This window comes from Agriterribacter humi (assembly GCF_009192765.1).
Lineage (GTDB): Bacteria > Bacteroidota > Bacteroidia > Chitinophagales > Chitinophagaceae > Agriterribacter > Agriterribacter humi.
On the sequence record NZ_VOHQ01000001.1, the window covers coordinates 819476 to 835268 of the forward strand.

Annotated in this window: 14 protein-coding genes, 1 tRNA gene and 1 pseudogene; 3 read left to right on the forward strand and 13 right to left on the reverse strand. The window is 41.7% G+C overall.

Annotated elements, in window-relative coordinates; genetic code table 11:
- Window positions 1–16 precede the first annotated feature (16 nt).
- The 6 genes from gmhA to FRX45_RS03170 form a co-directional block, all read right to left on the reverse strand.
- Window positions 17–598, reverse strand: a complete 582-nt coding sequence (gmhA, locus tag FRX45_RS03145) for a D-sedoheptulose 7-phosphate isomerase (RefSeq protein WP_152266919.1) — start codon at window positions 596–598, stop codon at window positions 17–19.
- 52 nt (window positions 599–650) lie between these two features.
- Entirely contained in the window at window positions 651–1673 is a 1023-nt protein-coding gene (locus FRX45_RS03150) for a GHMP family kinase ATP-binding protein (protein WP_152266920.1), read from the reverse strand.
- Window positions 1674–1894: 221 nt separating this feature from the next.
- Window positions 1895–3037: a glycosyltransferase gene (locus FRX45_RS03155; RefSeq protein WP_152266921.1), complete on the reverse strand. Its 1143-nt coding sequence runs from the start codon at window positions 3035–3037 to the stop codon at window positions 1895–1897.
- Between the two features lie 19 nt (window positions 3038–3056).
- Window positions 3057–3998 (reverse strand): glycosyltransferase family 2 protein, encoded by a 942-nt coding sequence (locus tag FRX45_RS03160; RefSeq protein WP_152266922.1) that lies wholly within the window; start codon window positions 3996–3998, stop codon window positions 3057–3059.
- Between the two features lie 18 nt (window positions 3999–4016).
- The gene (locus FRX45_RS03165; protein WP_152266923.1) at window positions 4017–4556 is read right to left on the reverse strand and encodes a DUF4199 domain-containing protein; all 540 of its coding nucleotides are present in this window, start codon (window positions 4554–4556) and stop codon (window positions 4017–4019) included.
- 21 nt (window positions 4557–4577) lie between these two features.
- Window positions 4578–5837, reverse strand: coding sequence for a dihydroorotase (locus FRX45_RS03170; protein WP_152266924.1), 1260 nt, complete (start codon window positions 5835–5837; stop codon window positions 4578–4580).
- A gap of 274 nt (window positions 5838–6111) precedes the next feature.
- On the opposite strand from FRX45_RS03170, the pseudogene FRX45_RS23800 reads away from it, so the two are divergent.
- Together FRX45_RS23800 and FRX45_RS03180 are read left to right on the forward strand one after the other, a co-directional pair.
- A pseudogene (locus FRX45_RS23800) lies at window positions 6112–6327 on the forward strand (GIY-YIG nuclease family protein); the annotation flags it as partial.
- Window positions 6328–6357: 30 nt separating this feature from the next.
- Window positions 6358–6431, forward strand: a tRNA-Pro gene (locus FRX45_RS03180).
- 780 nt (window positions 6432–7211) lie between these two features.
- Here FRX45_RS03180 and FRX45_RS03185 read toward each other — a convergent pair.
- The 7 genes from FRX45_RS03185 to cobA all read right to left on the reverse strand — a co-directional run bounded on the left by FRX45_RS03185 (window position 7212) and on the right by cobA (window position 12903).
- Window positions 7212–7592 carry a type II toxin-antitoxin system HicB family antitoxin gene (locus FRX45_RS03185; protein WP_152266925.1) on the reverse strand — a complete coding sequence of 127 codons (381 nt, stop codon included), beginning with the start codon at window positions 7590–7592 and terminating at the stop codon, window positions 7212–7214.
- Window positions 7593–7635: 43 nt separating this feature from the next.
- Window positions 7636–7803, reverse strand: a complete 168-nt coding sequence (locus FRX45_RS03190; RefSeq protein WP_152266926.1) for a type II toxin-antitoxin system HicA family toxin — start codon at window positions 7801–7803, stop codon at window positions 7636–7638.
- 188 nt (window positions 7804–7991) lie between these two features.
- Window positions 7992–9590 carry an ATP-dependent DNA ligase gene (locus tag FRX45_RS03195; protein ID WP_152266927.1) on the reverse strand — a complete coding sequence of 533 codons (1599 nt, stop codon included), beginning with the start codon at window positions 9588–9590 and terminating at the stop codon, window positions 7992–7994.
- Window positions 9591–9592: 2 nt separating this feature from the next.
- Entirely contained in the window at window positions 9593–10636 is a 1044-nt protein-coding gene (locus FRX45_RS03200) for a ligase-associated DNA damage response exonuclease (RefSeq protein ID WP_226804909.1), read from the reverse strand.
- Between the two features lie 92 nt (window positions 10637–10728).
- The gene (locus FRX45_RS03205) at window positions 10729–11163 is read right to left on the reverse strand and encodes a hypothetical protein (protein ID WP_152266928.1); all 435 of its coding nucleotides are present in this window, start codon (window positions 11161–11163) and stop codon (window positions 10729–10731) included.
- Between the two features lie 210 nt (window positions 11164–11373).
- A complete protein-coding gene (locus FRX45_RS03210; protein ID WP_152266929.1) occupies window positions 11374–12066 on the reverse strand; it encodes a Crp/Fnr family transcriptional regulator in 693 nt (230 codons plus the stop codon).
- A 36-nt stretch (window positions 12067–12102) separates the two neighbouring features.
- A complete protein-coding gene (gene cobA / locus FRX45_RS03215; RefSeq protein WP_152266930.1) occupies window positions 12103–12903 on the reverse strand; it encodes a uroporphyrinogen-III C-methyltransferase in 801 nt (266 codons plus the stop codon).
- Between the two features lie 219 nt (window positions 12904–13122).
- Between cobA and nirB the strand changes: the two genes are divergently transcribed.
- Window positions 13123–15621: a nitrite reductase large subunit NirB gene (gene nirB, locus FRX45_RS03220; RefSeq protein WP_152266931.1), complete on the forward strand. Its 2499-nt coding sequence runs from the start codon at window positions 13123–13125 to the stop codon at window positions 15619–15621.
- Window positions 15622–15793 lie beyond the last annotated feature (172 nt).

The following is a 15793-nucleotide window of genomic DNA, read 5'->3' on the forward strand; positions in this document are numbered from 1 at the left end:
AGTTATAGTAACGACATCATTTATTGCCAAAATAATTTTCTTCCACCAACTGGCAAATAATATGACCCAGCAGGATATGTGCTTCCTGGATGCGGGGTGTGTCTGTTGATGGCACATTAACCAGGTAATCACTAAGGTCTTTCATTTTGCCCCCGCCTGCTCCTGTAAAACCAACGGTGATCATTCCATTGGATTTAGCCTGCTCAAAGGCCAGTACAATATTTTTTGAATTACCCGAAGTAGATAAACCCACCAGCACATCGCCTTTATTGCCCAGCCCTTTAATAAGACGCGAATAAATTACATCATAGCTATAATCGTTGGCCACAGCTGTGAGGTATGAAGAGTTGGCATGCAGGGCTTCTGCGGGTAAAGCGTCCCTGTCAATATAAAAACGGCCGCTAAATTCGGCGGCTAAATGCTGGGCATCCGCAGCGCTGCCTCCGTTTCCGCAAAACAATACTTTATTACCCTGCTGAAAAGCTTTCGTTATTACTTCTGTTATGGCTTCTACCGTTTGCAATAATGTTTCATTGCCCCATACCTGCTGCTTAACTGCTATTGATGCAGCAACAATATCTTTTATTTTACTCAACATATCTTTTGTTTAAGAAATTACCAACCCATGAACCGGAATCACCCGTTAATCATCAAACAACCCAGGTGCTCAATCCATTTTTGGTGAAGGTATATTGTTTTACTTCTCCTCCAAACCTAAGCAGGGTTTCAATTACCCGGTAACGTGTATTTTCCGGGCAATAAAATATCATAAATCCGCCACCACCGGCACCTGATATTTTTGCACCGGATGCACCTGCTTTTTTTGCAGCATCATATATCTCTTCAATAAAAGGATTTGAAATATTAGCTGCCATTTTTCTTTTTTGCTGAAAGCCAAAATCGAGTATTTCGCCAATCTCATTAAGCCTCCCTTTCAGTAATGCTTCTTTCATTCTTCGGCTTTGCTCTTTCAACTGGTGCATTGCTTCTATAGAACTTTCTTTCTTTTGCTGCACATTTTTCTGCTGCTCTTTTATGATAGTAGCCGATTCCCTGCTGGAAGCGGTATAAAATAATACCAGGTTATTTTCCAGTTCGCTCAGGTATTCGGCCTTAATACGCAATGGGTTAACGATCACTTTATCCTCTTCATAAAATTCCATATAGTTAACACCTCCAAAGGTAGCTGCATACTGATCCTGTCTTCCTCCTGCCAGGTTCAGATCTTTGCGTTCTATCTGGTATGCATAATGCGCAATATCATATTCGCCTAATGGCAGTTTCAGCATTTCGGCAAATGCGCCAATAATAGCTACTACCAATGTAGAAGAAGTGCCCAATCCTGAACCCGCAGGGGCATCTGCAAAGGTTTGCAATTTAAAGCCAATGGTGGGTACGCCATAATCTTCCTGTATGCGATTGTACACCCCTTTCAATAAATCAAGCTTACCGTTTACAGGCAGGGTTTTGTTACATTGATATTGTACTGTTTCTTTTCTGTCGGCCGCCTCCAAAATAATGATTTCCTCATTCAAAGGCTCAATATTAGCATATGCATACAATGAAACAGTAGCATTAAGGATCGCTCCTCCAAATAAATCGCAATATGGGCTCACGTCTGTTCCTCCCCCCGCTAATCCAATGCGCAATGGCGCTTTGCTTCTGTAGATCATTATTGATAATACTTAATTTATGTACAAATGTAAGCCGAATTTTCCCCTCACCTTCTTTCCCTCTCCCGCTGCGGAGAGGGACGGCGCTGAAATGCAATTCCAAGCGTTATGTTCTACCATATCATCTTTAGCCGATATCCTAACATCCCGCAAGGGCATAAACTGCGTTCCAACCGGCTCAGCGCTTTCCCTGTCTTTTGAAGACACTCACCATTCACTACTCACCCACTCACCTCCTCAATCGCTTTTACCATATTGTTCCAGGTATATTTATTTTTTTCTTCGCGCAGGCCGGGAATAAAATGGTCTTCACCCGTTTCGTAGAACTCCATTATTTTTTCAGCTATAGAAGCAGCACTGGGTTCCGCTACCAATCCTGCTTTACCATCGGGCACCATAGCAGTTAACCCACCCACATTGGTTACGATCATCGGTTTTTCAAAATGGTAAGACAATGGCGTCACCCCGCTTTGGGTAGCATTTCGGTAGGGCTGAATCACCACATCGGCGGCACACAAACAATATTTCACTTCACTGTCGGGAACAAAATCCGTTTTTAATATCAATACATCTTCAATGTTGTTGTCTTTAATTTGCTGCAGGTAAGGCTTATCGTCTTCATAAAATTCACCCGCTATCAAAAGCTTAACAGGCGGTAAACGCCGGGTAATGGTTTGCGCTTTCACTATTTTCATGGCATCCAGCAATATATCCAAACCCTTGTATTTGCGGATAAACCCAAAAAACAACGCTATCCTGTCGTTAAGGCCAATACCTAATTTAAGTCGGGCTTCTTCTTTGCTTATCTTCTCCCCAAAATTATCGTACAAAGGATGAGGAACAAATTGTGCAGGCTTTTTAGATTCAATCATACGCAAATCACTCAGCACTTTTTCACTCATTGTAATAAAAGCATCCGCAGCTTTTAAAAAATACCGCGTAAAAGCAGCGTCACCCGGTCTTTTTTCGTGCGGTATAATGTTATCCGCAATACATACAATTTTACTTTGCCTGTTTTTTTTAGCGATTCTTAATATCGTTCCCAGGCAGGGCCCCATAAAAGGCAGCCAGTATCTTACTACAATAATATCCGGAGAAAATTTTTCCAACTCCCGGCCCACGCTGTACCAATTAAAGGGATTAATGGAATTAATGCGAACATGTATATTCAGCCCGGCGGGTGGTGGTTCGGAAGAATATTGCGTTGTACCCGGAAAAAGAAAACCAGGGTACTGCAATGAGAATGTGTAAATATGCGTATCCCATCCCTGTTGCTGAAATTCCCTGGCCAACCGCTCATCATATGAAGCTAATCCACCGCGCAAAGGATGTGCAGGACCAATGATGACAATTCTTTTTCCCATTATCACTAATATATAGAAATCAAATTCCCAGTTTTTTTTCAACCAGGTAACTGTTGCGTTCCGGGGAATTCCGGGCAATAAGCTCTCCCATAAATCCTACTAAAAAAAGCTGCGAACCCAGTAAAAGCAGGGTCAATGCCAGGAAAAAGGCAGGACGATTGGTTAATGCATATTCAGGATCAACAAACTTGCTGATAATAAGATAGATACTGAGCAGAAGCCCAATAAAGAAACATGCAGTGCCCCATGAACCAAAAAAATGCATGGGCCGTTTTCCAAACCTGCCCACGAACATGATAGATGCCAGGTCAAGAAATCCGTTAATGAAACGTTCCCATCCAAATTTGGTAACGCCATACTTACGAGGACGGTGCTCTACTATTTTTTCACCAATTTTTTTAAACCCGGCCCACTTGGCCAATACCGGAATATAGCGATGCATTTCACCATATACCTCAATGCTTTTTATAACCTTATTTTTATATGCCTTTAATCCGCAATTGAAATCATGCAAAGGTATTTTAGACATGCGCCGGGTTACCGCATTAAAAAATTTTGAAGGAATATTTTTTGTGAGTGTGCTGTCATATCTTTTTTTCTTCCATCCGCTCACCATATCATACCCATCTTCTGCTATCATTTTTCTCAGTTCGGGTATTTCATCGGGACTGTCCTGCAAATCCGCATCCATCGTAATCACTACTTCGCCTTTCGCGGCTTTGAAGCCTTCATTGAGCGCTGCGCTTTTACCATAATTGCGTTGAAATTTAATGCCTTTTATACACGAATAGGCAATACTCAATTGTTCAATAACCGGCCACGAGCCATCTGAACTTCCATCATCTACCAAAATAATTTCATACGAAAACCCGTTTTCATCCATCACCTTTTGAATCCAGGCACACAATTCAGGCAACGACTCTTCTTCATTAAATAATGGAATAACAACGCTGATGTTCATGCAGAAAAATTAACAGTATTATTGAGCAACCGTTGGAAACTCCGGTTTTTTCTTTTTAATGATAGCGGCAATGATCAGGCTTATTACGAACCAGAAGATACAAAAGAATGCCGTTCCAAGCATTTGCTTGCCGAAGCTATAATTATTGCCTTTCATCATATCTTCTGTAGTTTTATCAATCTGCTCCTGGTTTGCTCCGAATTTTTGCATCATCTGCTGCGTCTTTTCGGCCGTTTCCTGTGTTAGCGCCTCGCGAAAAGGCACGTCTATAAAATTGAACAACACGTAACTAAATAAGGTGCTAATTACGGTGCCGATTACAAAAGTGGTAAACACAACTTTCAGGGCCGCAGCAAAATCAAGATAACCCTCATTGAGTTTTTTTTGTTTTATCCCGGCCAGCACAGCAATAATTACAGGTATTAAAAACCCTGCATAAGCTATTGGGTTTACAAACCATTTTACGCCTCCCAAATATAGCAAGAGGCTAAAAATTACAGATGCCAATCCGGATATTAGTCCGTAGGTAAGTCCTACGTCTGTTCGCTTTTTTTCCATAATTATTGTTTTGGTAAAAAATCAGGTGTTCAAAAATACCTTCTCTCCGTTAATTATCCCAATTACCTGCCCTTTAAGTTCTTTACCGGTAAATGGAGAATTTTTAGATTTTGATTGAATCTGCTTTTCTTCAAAGCGGTACGTTACACCCGGGTTAAACAAGGTAAGGTCTGCAGGATACCCTTCCTGTAATGTTGCAGCAGGCAGTCCAAAAATTTTACGTGGATTTATACTGCACAACTCTATCCAACGTTCGGTATTTACTCCCGCGGCTCCGGCTACGCCAAAAGCTGTTTCCAGCCCTATCATGCCATAACCCGCATACTCAAACTCACAGGTTTTACTGTCCCATTCCTGCGGAAAATGATGTGAGGCGATGCAATCAATCCAGCCGTTGTTTATGGCTTCGCGCAGCGCCTGCCTGTTTTCGGGAGTACGCAAAGGAGGGTTTACCTTAAGGTTGGTATCGTAATTCACAAGGTCTTCATCGCTAAAAAAAAGATGGTAAGGAGTAACGGAGCAGCTTACCTGCAAACCCCTTTCCTTAGCTTTCTTAATATGATCAACCGATCGTTTGGAACTGATGCCCGTAAAATGCAGTTTGGATGTTGCATATTCAGCCAGTTCAATATCCCTGGCCACCATCATTTCTTCCGCAATAACCGGTTTGCCGGGCAAACCCAGCCGGGTAGAAATAATACCTTCATTCATTAATCCATGTGTACCAATGCTTTTATCCTGTGGTAATTGCATCAGCACTCCTTCAAAAGCTTTTACATATTGCAGGGCTTTTAATAAAACGCCTGCCGACTGCACAGCATTTATACCATCGCTGAAAGCGATAGCGCCGCTGGCGAACATATCATACATTTCGGCAAGGTCTTTTCCTTCTGCATTTTTAGTAACAGCGCCAACGGGATGAATATTTACGGGCAGGGTTCTGCTTTTTTCTTTAATGTATTCAACCTGTGACTTGCTGTGTACCACAGGATTTGTGTTAGGCAACACAAACACATGGGTATATCCGCCCGCCGCAGCTGCTCTTGCCCCTGTTTGCAGGGTTTCCTTAAATTCATAGCCGGGATCGCAAAAATGAGCGAAAATATCTACCCAGCCCGGCGAAACCTGTAACCCTTCGCGTTCAATAATAGTATCTGCCTTTTCTGTAATGTTATCTGCTATGCGGACGATGATACCATCAGCAATTAAAATATCCTTTAGCTGTCCGTTAAATGGAGAACCGGGCTGCGTAATAATGGCTTTGCGAATGAGGATAGTCATTGTGAAAAGTTGAGCGAAGATAAACGCTATTTATTGATTTTTTGAAATTGGAATTTTGAGTTACTTTTGCTGCCCGTTAATACGTTCGGGACGTAGCGCAGCCCACTGAGGCGGGAGGGTCGCAAGCCAACGGCAAAAGTTTTTGTATAATAGCTCTTTAGTATCTTAAAATATTTACAGATTAAAAACCTGTAATGCAGTTCGGGACGTAGCGCAGCCCGGTAGCGCATCCCGCTGAGGCGGGAGGGTCGCAAGTTGCTATACTGTATGAAAAATGTTTTGGGTATATATTATATTCAGCAGTTCTTTAGAAAAGTATTATGTTGGCAGTACAGAAAATGTTGAAAGAAGGTTTCATCAGCATAATACAGGGAAGGGAAATTTTACATCAAAAGGTATTCCCTGGATTTTTATTACATCTTTCGCATGCAGCGACAGAAATGAGGCCGTACGGCTGGAGATGAAAATTAAAAAAAGGGTATCAAAAGATACTTGCAGGATAATCATCTTGCATAGTTTTCGGGACGTAGCGCAGCCCGGTAGCGCACTAGCATGGGGTGCTAGGGGTCGCAAGTTCGAATCTTGTCGTCCCGACAAGTAAAACAACAGAATCCGCATTCACATTGTGTTTGCGGTTTTTTGTTTGTAATAGGTAGTAAAAATAATGCCTTCCTAACCCTTTTATGCCGAGTACTTTGCATCTTTTCACGGGCCAATAAGCACAGACTTTTATTATTAATAAAAAAAATATACTTTTAGTGGTCATTACCCTCGCCCTGAATAAATTTTGCTTTTATTCAATGGCTCAAGAAATCCCGGAAGATACCGACCATACGTCCTCGGGTCCTGAACACACCCAAATGGTATCGTTCAGAGCACTGACAAGATAGACAAAAGGAAGAATATCATTGCAGATACAACCGCTATCGCTGGGGTTGCAGTTAATCTTATTTTAGCAATTTTCACTTACCTTCGCAGCACCATTCCTCCAAGCCGTAATAAGTGAGAACGAGTATTATTAACTAAACGTAGTAATGTGTGCTTTAAAACTCCGGGTGAATGGATAATTGAAATGTCAAATCCACTTTCGACCACCCAAACAATTTTTTTCTCTAACCTTGCCTGATTCTTTTACACCAGGCCCACGACAAGTAAGAACGATTATTTATTGTAGGGCGCTCAAAACCTCTTCCATCTTTTCGGGAGCAGTGAAATGTATTACCGGCTGTTGTTGTTCTTAAAGTTATTGGATATCATAAATCCGTTTTTACAAGTTTAGCAGGCCCTCCCGACAGTTTAAAGCTGCTGACTCATTTGGTTTTGAGACAGCCGCTTTTCTTTTATTTTACTGCGCATTTCGACGTCAATCAAAAACTAAAGTTCTACAGCCATGAGTTCATTACCCAGTTTGTGCAGGGCAGCTTCAATCTTTTTTGTTTGTGCAGGACGGGGCTTCTTCAATCCTGTAGCGTAATGTTGTATTTGCTTTTGATTTATCCCTGTAAGCTTTTCAAACGCAGAATTAGTAAAGATTCCTTTATAATAATTCAAAAGACTTTCAATATCAAATTTAAAAATTGCTTTGTATTCCACATCAGGAATATTACCTAATTCTTTTTGTATTTCTATGCCCTCCAAGGCTGATTGCTTGGCCTGCTGAACCGTATCCCCAACTCCTGAAACTCCTTCCAATTTCGGAGCGTGTGCCCAAAAAGCATCTTTGCTTCTTTCAATAACAATCTGTACGCTTTTCATACTTCTTATTTTTATGAGTTAAAAGAATGGTTTTCTTTCAACCTCATCTCTTTTTGATTTTCTTTTCCAGTCCCTTACCGACTTCATGCGAACCATGATAAGGAACCGGATACCGGACGCCATCTTTCTCATAAATGTAATGGCTACCTGTTGCCCGGATATGCTCCCATCCGTTTTTCAAGATTAACCGGTGTAATTCACTTGACTTCATAAAGAAGTTGTTTTTGAACTCATAAAGGTAGTATTATTACTACTATAATAAAATTTAATTTAGAACCAACCACTAAAAAATTAATTTGACGTCAACGCAAAAGGTTGCTGGAAGATTATTACATACAAAGCAGAATCGTCCCGAGCTTTAAAGAGGTTGTTTCATTGAGTTGAGGCAACCTCTTTTACCTACTTATACAACTCCAGCATATTTTTCAAACTTTCCAGTGTATCCGCTTCCGCTGGCTTTTTATCTTTCCGCCAGTTCAGGATACGCGGAAACCGTACAGCTATTCCTGATTTATGACGGGCAGACTTATTAATACCTTCGAAACCAATTTCAAAAACCAGTTCAGGCTTAACCGTACGTACCGGCCCGAACTTTTCCATTGTATGTTGTTTGATAAACCTGTCTACTTCTGTAATTTCCCTATCCGTGAGCCCTGAATACGCTTTGGCAAACGGAATTAACGTATTGTCTGCATCCCATACAGCAAAAGTATAATCCGTATACAGTTCTGTTCTGCGGCCATGTCCTTTTTGCGCGTATACCAGTACTGCGTCAATGCTTAAAGGATTTACTTTCCATTTCCACCACTCTCCCTTTTTTCTGCCTGCCTGGTAGGCCCCCATTTTATTTTTTACCATGAAGCCTTCGGCAGCATTCTCCCTGGATTGTGTGTGAAGTATTTTCAGATCCTCCCAATTGGCAAATACAAGTAATGGAGAAAGATGAGCTACCGGTGTTGCCTGCATCGTATCAAAGAACTGTTCCAGTTTTTCTCTTCTCTGCTGCTGCGGTAGTGGCCTGAGATCAACCCCGTTCATTTCCAATACATCATATGCAATAAATGCCACGGGTGCATCCCGTAAAATTTTCTTCGTCAGGTTTTTTCTGCTTATGCGTGTTTGCAATACATTAAAAGGCAGTGGTTTGCTATCTCTAAAGCTCACTATTTCTCCGTCTAATACAGTGCCATCGGGTAACAAGGTTTTTAAAATATGCAGTTCAGGGAATTTGTCTGTAGCTAATTCTTCTCCCCTGGTCCAGATATACAATTCATTGTTACGAAATATAATTTGTGAACGTATGCCATCCCATTTCCATTCAGCGTACCATGCCGCGGGGTCTCCCAACCCCGAAATATCTCCTTCTACAGGATAAGCAAGATAAAAAGGATAGGGTCTTGAATCATTATCGTTTTCCCTTTCTTTGAGGATCAGATCATCATAATTTATTTCAGCAGGTTTCCAATTCCCCATTATGCGATGTGCAATAATGGCCGGCTCCATTTTTGCGGCTTCCGCTATTGCACGAATCACTAAAGTTTGGGAAACGCCGATACGAAAACTTCCCATCAGCAATTTATTAAACACGAATATTTCGTGCTGTGTTAGTTGCTGCCATGCCTCAATGATTTTTATTTTCTTTCCTTCATCTGTCAATGAGGGCAGTACCCTTAAGTAGTCAAACCAGTCGTTTAATGATTTTTCCGTTAAAGTGTTATTGTGCGGCGGCAGCACCAGCGATATGGTTTCGCCCAGGTCGCCAACACTGTTGTAACTTTCCCTGAAAAGCCAGTCCGGTATCTGCGCTTCCCCGGCGGCCCATTGCTGCATTTGCGTACTGTTTACTTTAAATGAAGGACGTCGTCCTGTAAACAAAGCGAGTGCCCAGGTTTTATCCTTATCGGGTGCAGATAAAAAATACTGTTTCAGCAATTCAACCTTTTCATTGGTTTTATTGGTACGATCAATATCTAAAAATAATGCTGCAAACGCCTTCATGTTTAAACCTCCGGTTTGATTGAATCCTGTTCACCAGGAATGGATTCCTCACTTTCATCCTCTTTTCCATACATGGTTATCACTTCGGTTGCTTCCATATTGTTTTCATTCAGCCAACGCGAAAAAACACTGGTAAATCCATGCGTTACAAATACCTTTTCGGCACCTGTGTTTTTTATCGCTGCGTTTAATCCATCCCAATCGGCATGATCGCTTAGCACAAAGCCCTGATCAACAGCCCTCCTGGTCTTTGCACCGCGCACCCGCATCCATCCGGAGCAATAACCCATGGAAAACGGGGTAAATTTTTTTAGCCATGGTGAACCATTAGCGGACGGAGGGGCTAATACCAGCGCATTTTTAAAAAGTTTCTTGTCCATGTCTTTTGTTACAAGTGTAAGCTGGGGCAAATCAAATCCCGCCTGCCTCAGCCTTTCATTGCAATAATACACCGCACCATGCGCAAATATTGTTTCATTCTCCATTTGCATATTTTTAAGTATCCGCTGCATCTTTCCGAGTGCATATCCTAAAAGCAGACTCACTTTTCCTTCCTGTTTATTTTTACTGTGCCATGCCTGTATACTGTTAAATATTTTTTCCTGCGGTTCCCATTTGTATATGGGCAGGCCAAAAGTGGATTCAGATATAAATACGTTGCATTTTACCGGCTCAAAGGGTGTTGAAAAATGATCATCCTCCAGCTTGTAATCCCCGCTTGCCACCCAAACCATATCATTGCGGGCAACCCTTACCTGTGCAGAACCAATAATATGTCCTGCCGGGTGCAATGAAAAATTTACCCCATTAATAGTAAATCGTTCCCCATATTCAACTGTTTGTAAAGAGATGTCTTGTCCCAGGCGTTGACGCAAAATAGCTTCACTATCCTTATGGGCAAGATAATGGCGGCTTCCGGGCTTTGCATGATCGCTATGGGCATGCGTAATAATAGCACGGTCAACCGGAATGGAAGGATCAATATGTACATCCGCAAGAGGACAGTAAATACTGTTGCCATTAAACTGGAGAAGATCCGGGCGCATAATTAATTTTATTTGCAAACCATATGCCAGTCAATTCCTGCAGGATTTTCCGGCATACAACTCATTAAAGCGTGTACCCGGGGTTTTATGCCCTATTTCCATGCATCAAAAACAAACACTTCATACCAGTTCTCTCCCACATCATCTATATACAATCTTTTATCCCTTGCTTTATCCGGATGTTTTCGAGTGATGGCTTTTTTCCTGACACTGGCGTTCTTTGATTTAAGATACCGGTATACCTGTTCCGTATAGTTCAGTGTTTCGGCCCTGCCTTCATGCAACAGAATTACATCAGGATAATCCGGAATGATCCAATCAATATAGGTTTTATCGGCCTCGCTAAGCATTCTTACAGATGCTGTTGGCTTTTCATCCGTTAGTAGTAAATCAGGTTTTTTTTTCGTGGCAATTGTATCTGCCCGTACTGTGGAAGGCTGATCCCGGCTTGACGTTGATGGATTACAAGCGCTTGCAAACATGATCACCCCCATAAATAGTATGGTATTATTTCTTCTTCTTTTCATATATCACTACAACAACAAATTATCCTGATCAATGGAAAATGATTGTTGTATGTTTTTGATGCGAAGATAATGGTACAATCCATTCAACAATACTCAATGAAGATGAAATCCGGTACTATACAGGGGTTGTTTAAATGATCTTTATCGGTTTTAACAGGAAGAATTGGAAAAATTGGCAAGAAAATATGAAGGGCACTTTTTGCAAGATCATTATTCACCCTCTTCCATTAACTGCCGCAGTTTTGGATGGTTGATAATGGCTATATCTTTACCCTCCGTCTTCACTATATTATCCTGTAAAAATTCTGTCATCAGCCGGAATACCGTTTCATAGGTTGTGCCGGCATAAGCAGCGATATCCTGGCGGCTGAGCGTGATGCCTATAAATCCTTTTTCATTTATGCCGAACTTTTCGCTCAGCTTCAGCAAAGCACTGGCCAGTCGGCCCTTTACCGGCATATGGGCCAGGTTGCGCATGTTTTTTTCGGATTCCTGTAATTCCTGGGCATAAAACAGCATCAGTTTAAACAGCAATTCACCATTGGTTCGCAAGGTGGCATAAAAAAAATCCTGGTCAATATAGCATACTTCAAGTGGTTCCAGGGCCGTAGCAGAGATCGGATACAAAGGATCTGTACCAAATCCGCGGTGACCAAAAATATCCCCCTCCCGCGCAAACCGCACGATCAGTTCCTTTTCTTCACCCCAGCGCTTATGAATTTTTACGGAACCCTTGTATACAAAATAAATACCGCTTACGGGATCGCCTTCTTTAAAAACCTGTTCCCCTTTTTTATACTGTAAATTAAGGCGATGCGCCTGGATGGCGGGAAGCCATTCCGGTATACACATGCGGCACATCAAACAACACTGAAGATCACATTGCTTTTTGGGGATTTTCATTCTAATGCTTATACATTACGAAAGTATGCTTTATTGCTATTTTATTGTATAAGCAGGCTGTGATAATGATGCGGTATTGCTTACAGTTGTTTTACTTAATTGCTGCAGCCAGTCATGATGCAGCTTCACCACCTCACCCACTACTATAACCGAAGGATTGCTCATGTTTTCGCGCTGCACCCTGAAAAAAATATCTTTTACGGTTCCGGTAATTATTTTTTCTTTTTCGGTGGTACCGTTTTGTATAACGGCTACCGGCGTTTCATTTTTTCCGTTGGCACTGAAAATATCCATTATGGTTTCCAGTTTATTCATGGCCATTAGTATAACAACCGTTGCCGACGACTGTGCCGCAAGGCGAATATCAGCCGATATATCCCCGGAACGTGTAGTACCGGTAGTAACCCAAAAACTTTCTGCCATTCCCCTGCAGGTTAAAGGGATGCCCTGTGCGGCCGGTACCGCCACAGCACTTGAAATACCGGGTATTACTTCTACAGCAATGCCATTGCAGTGTGCAGCTTCCATTTCTTCCTGTGCTCTTCCAAAAACAAAGGGATCACCACCTTTCAATCTTGCCACATGTCCGTACGATAATGCATAGTCCACAATAAGATGGTTAATTTCCTGTTGGGAAAGGGCGTGACAGCCAAAACGCTTTCCTACAAATATTGCTTTTGCACCCGGAGACATATAAGAAAGCAATTCCACATTTACCAGGGCATCATATAAAACTACATGTGCCACTCCAATTGCCCGGATCGCCTTTACAGTAATCAATTCGGCGTCGCCCGGACCAGCGCCTATAAGAGATAAGAGAGGAGTTTTTGATTTCATTACTTCAAATTAAAAATATAAATATTTAAAATATTTAAAACAAAAATACTAAAAATTGAATTTTCATTACTAATTTTATGATATAAATAATATTTTTATACTAATTTTTAGATATAATTAGATTTAAAAGATTAAATATTATTTATCATAATATAGTATTTGCCCCCCTCCTTTTAACGATTGCCTGCCTTTCTTATAGCAAGATCAAAATCAGTTTGCATGAAAATTATTGTAATAGGAAATGGCATGGTTGGCCATAAATTTTGTGAGAAACTATTGGCCAGGGACAAGAAACAAGCATTTCACATTTCGGTTTTTGGTGAGGAACCCTACCGCGCATACGACAGAGTTCATCTTACCGAATACTTTTCCGGTAAAACTGTTGAAGATTTATCGTTGGTAACCCAGAGCTGGTATGGTGCTAATAAAATAGACCTGTATTTAGACGATCCGGTGGTGGAAATAGATAAATACAATAAAAAAATAATGTCGTCAAAGGGTCGGGAATTATCATACGATTATCTGGTATTGGCAACCGGGTCCGCTCCCTTTGTGCCCAAAATACCCGGTACCGGCAAATACGGCGTATTTGTTTATCGTACAATTGATGACCTGGAATTGATTACTTCCTATGCCTTCAGAGCCAAAAAAGCAGTTGTGATTGGAGGAGGCTTATTGGGACTGGAAGCTACCAAAGCTTTAAAGGACCTTGATCTCGAAACCCATGTAGTGGAATTTGCCCCCCGGCTAATGCCACGCCAATTGGACGAGACCGGCGCTGAATTTCTTAAAACTAAATTAGAGCACATGGGGATACATGTGCATCTTAATAAAACTACTTCATCTATCTCGGGAACAGAGAAAGTGGAAACCCTGGAGTTTAAGGACAACAGCAAACTGGAAGTAGATATGGTGGTAATTTCCGCAGGAATCAAACCCAGGGATGAATTAGCCAAAGATTGTGGTTTAAGAACTGGCCCCCGCGGCGGTATCATTGTAAATAATAAGCTGCAAACAAATGATCCATGCATTTACGCAATTGGAGAATGCGCTTTATTTGAAGGGATGGTGTATGGCCTGGTTGCGCCGGGTTATGAAATGGCGGATATTGTCGCCTCACAATTAACTGGTACTGATAAAGTATTCATGGATTTTGATATGTCAACCAAATTAAAATTGCTGGGAGTGGATGTAGCCAGCTTTGGCGATGCACTGGCTATGGAAAATGAATGTAAGACTATTGTAATGGAAGACAGGGTATGGGGAATATATAAACGTCTGAATGTTTCCACAGACGGAAAATATTTGTTAGGAGGCATCCTCGTTGGTGATGCATCGGCATATAATATATTGTTACAAACCTATAAAAACGGATTAGCCCTTCCGCAAAACCTGGAAGACTTATTTATGAAATCGGGCGCCTCTGCCGGCAAAATTAATGCAGGAGGCGGAATAGCTGCATTACCGGATGCCGCGCTTATCTGTTCCTGTGAAGGTGTGTCCAAAGGCGCCATCTGCTGTGCGGTTAAAGATTACGGTATTGAGGATCTGGATGGTGTTAAAAAAATGACAAGAGCAGGAACCGGCTGTGGCGGCTGTGTTCCTATGATAAAAGATATCATAAACGAAACATTAAAGGAACTTGGCAAAAAGGTAAAGCCTGCTATTTGTGAACATTTTGATTACCGCCGTCAGGAATTATTCGACCTGGTTAAAGTACATGACATTAAAACCTTTGATGAAGCATTGGATAAGTTTGGGAATGGCGCCGGATGTGAGATTTGTAAACCCGTCATGGCTTCCATTTTAGCAAGCGCCTGGAACGACCTGATATTAAAACAAGCTACTATCCAGGATACCAACGACCGCTACCTGGCTAATATTCAAAAAGGAGGAACTTATTCCGTAGTACCCCGCATTCCGGGCGGAGAAATAACACCTGATAAACTGATCGTCATTGGCCGGATCGCCAAAAAATACAATCTCTATACAAAAATAACAGGGGCGCAACGGATAGACATGTTCGGCGCACATGTAAGTGAATTGCCACTGATATGGGAAGAGCTGATTGCTGCCGAATTTGAAAGCGGTCATGCCTACGGAAAGGCCCTGCGTACAGTTAAAAGCTGCGTGGGCTCTACCTGGTGCCGCTTTGGTTTGCACGACAGTGTAAGCTTTGCCATTCGCATAGAAGAAAGATACAGAGGATTAAGGGCGCCACACAAAATTAAATCCGCCGTATCAGGATGTGTTCGTGAATGTGCAGAAGCCCAGTCCAAAGACTTTGGCATTATCGCCACGGAAAAAGGCTGGAATCTTTTTGTTGGCGGCAACGGGGGGTCAAAGCCGCAGCATGCGGTGCTGCTGGCGTCAGATATTGATGAAGAAACCTGCATCCGCTATATTGACCGTTTCCTGATGTTTTATATTAAAACAGCCGATCCCTTAACACGAACCGCTACATGGATTAACAAAATGGAAGGAGGAATAACCTATCTGAAAAACGTAATCGTAAACGACAGCCTGGGTATAAGTAATCAGTTAGAAGAGGAGATGCAAAAGCTGGTTAACCTTTATAAATGCGAATGGAAAGAAGTGGTGGAATCGCCCGAGCTCAGAAAACAATTTAACCACTTCATCAATTTACCCGGTGAAAAAGATCCCCACGTACAGTTCGAAGATTTACGGGGGCAGAAAAAAGCGGTTGACTGGAAATAAGAACCGGTGGGGTAAGTGAAAAGTGAGAGGTGAAAGGTGAAAGGGTGTGTATGCCTAAAATAGGTTGACAAAAAACAGTCACTTATGCGGCAAGTTAACTCAAAATTAGAAATCCGTGAGCATCGGATTTTCTCTGAGGAATTAAAAAAGAAAGCGATTAAGGAATTAGTAA

Excerpts from the sequence above, each read along its gene's own strand:
- gmhA (WP_152266919.1), bottom strand. The coding sequence starts at position 598 with ATGTTGAGTAAAATAAAAGATATTGTTGCTGCATCAATAGCAGTTAAG.
- FRX45_RS03150 (WP_152266920.1), bottom strand. The coding sequence starts at position 1,673 with ATGATCTACAGAAGCAAAGCGCCATTGCGCATTGGATTAGCGGGGGGA.
- FRX45_RS03155 (WP_152266921.1), bottom strand. The coding sequence starts at position 3,037 with ATGGGAAAAAGAATTGTCATCATTGGTCCTGCACATCCTTTGCGCGGT.
- FRX45_RS03160 (WP_152266922.1), bottom strand. The coding sequence starts at position 3,998 with ATGAACATCAGCGTTGTTATTCCATTATTTAATGAAGAAGAGTCGTTG.
- FRX45_RS03165 (WP_152266923.1), bottom strand. The coding sequence starts at position 4,556 with ATGGAAAAAAAGCGAACAGACGTAGGACTTACCTACGGACTAATATCC.
- FRX45_RS03170 (WP_152266924.1), bottom strand. The coding sequence starts at position 5,837 with ATGACTATCCTCATTCGCAAAGCCATTATTACGCAGCCCGGTTCTCCA.
- FRX45_RS03185 (WP_152266925.1), bottom strand. The coding sequence starts at position 7,592 with ATGAAAAGCGTACAGATTGTTATTGAAAGAAGCAAAGATGCTTTTTGG.
- FRX45_RS03190 (WP_152266926.1), bottom strand. The coding sequence starts at position 7,803 with ATGAAGTCAAGTGAATTACACCGGTTAATCTTGAAAAACGGATGGGAG.
- FRX45_RS03195 (WP_152266927.1), bottom strand. The coding sequence starts at position 9,590 with ATGAAGGCGTTTGCAGCATTATTTTTAGATATTGATCGTACCAATAAA.
- FRX45_RS03200 (WP_226804909.1), bottom strand. The coding sequence starts at position 10,636 with ATGCGCCCGGATCTTCTCCAGTTTAATGGCAACAGTATTTACTGTCCT.
- FRX45_RS03205 (WP_152266928.1), bottom strand. The coding sequence starts at position 11,163 with ATGAAAAGAAGAAGAAATAATACCATACTATTTATGGGGGTGATCATG.
- FRX45_RS03210 (WP_152266929.1), bottom strand. The coding sequence starts at position 12,066 with ATGAAAATCCCCAAAAAGCAATGTGATCTTCAGTGTTGTTTGATGTGC.
- cobA (WP_152266930.1), bottom strand. The coding sequence starts at position 12,903 with ATGAAATCAAAAACTCCTCTCTTATCTCTTATAGGCGCTGGTCCGGGC.
- nirB (WP_152266931.1), top strand. The coding sequence starts at position 13,123 with ATGAAAATTATTGTAATAGGAAATGGCATGGTTGGCCATAAATTTTGT.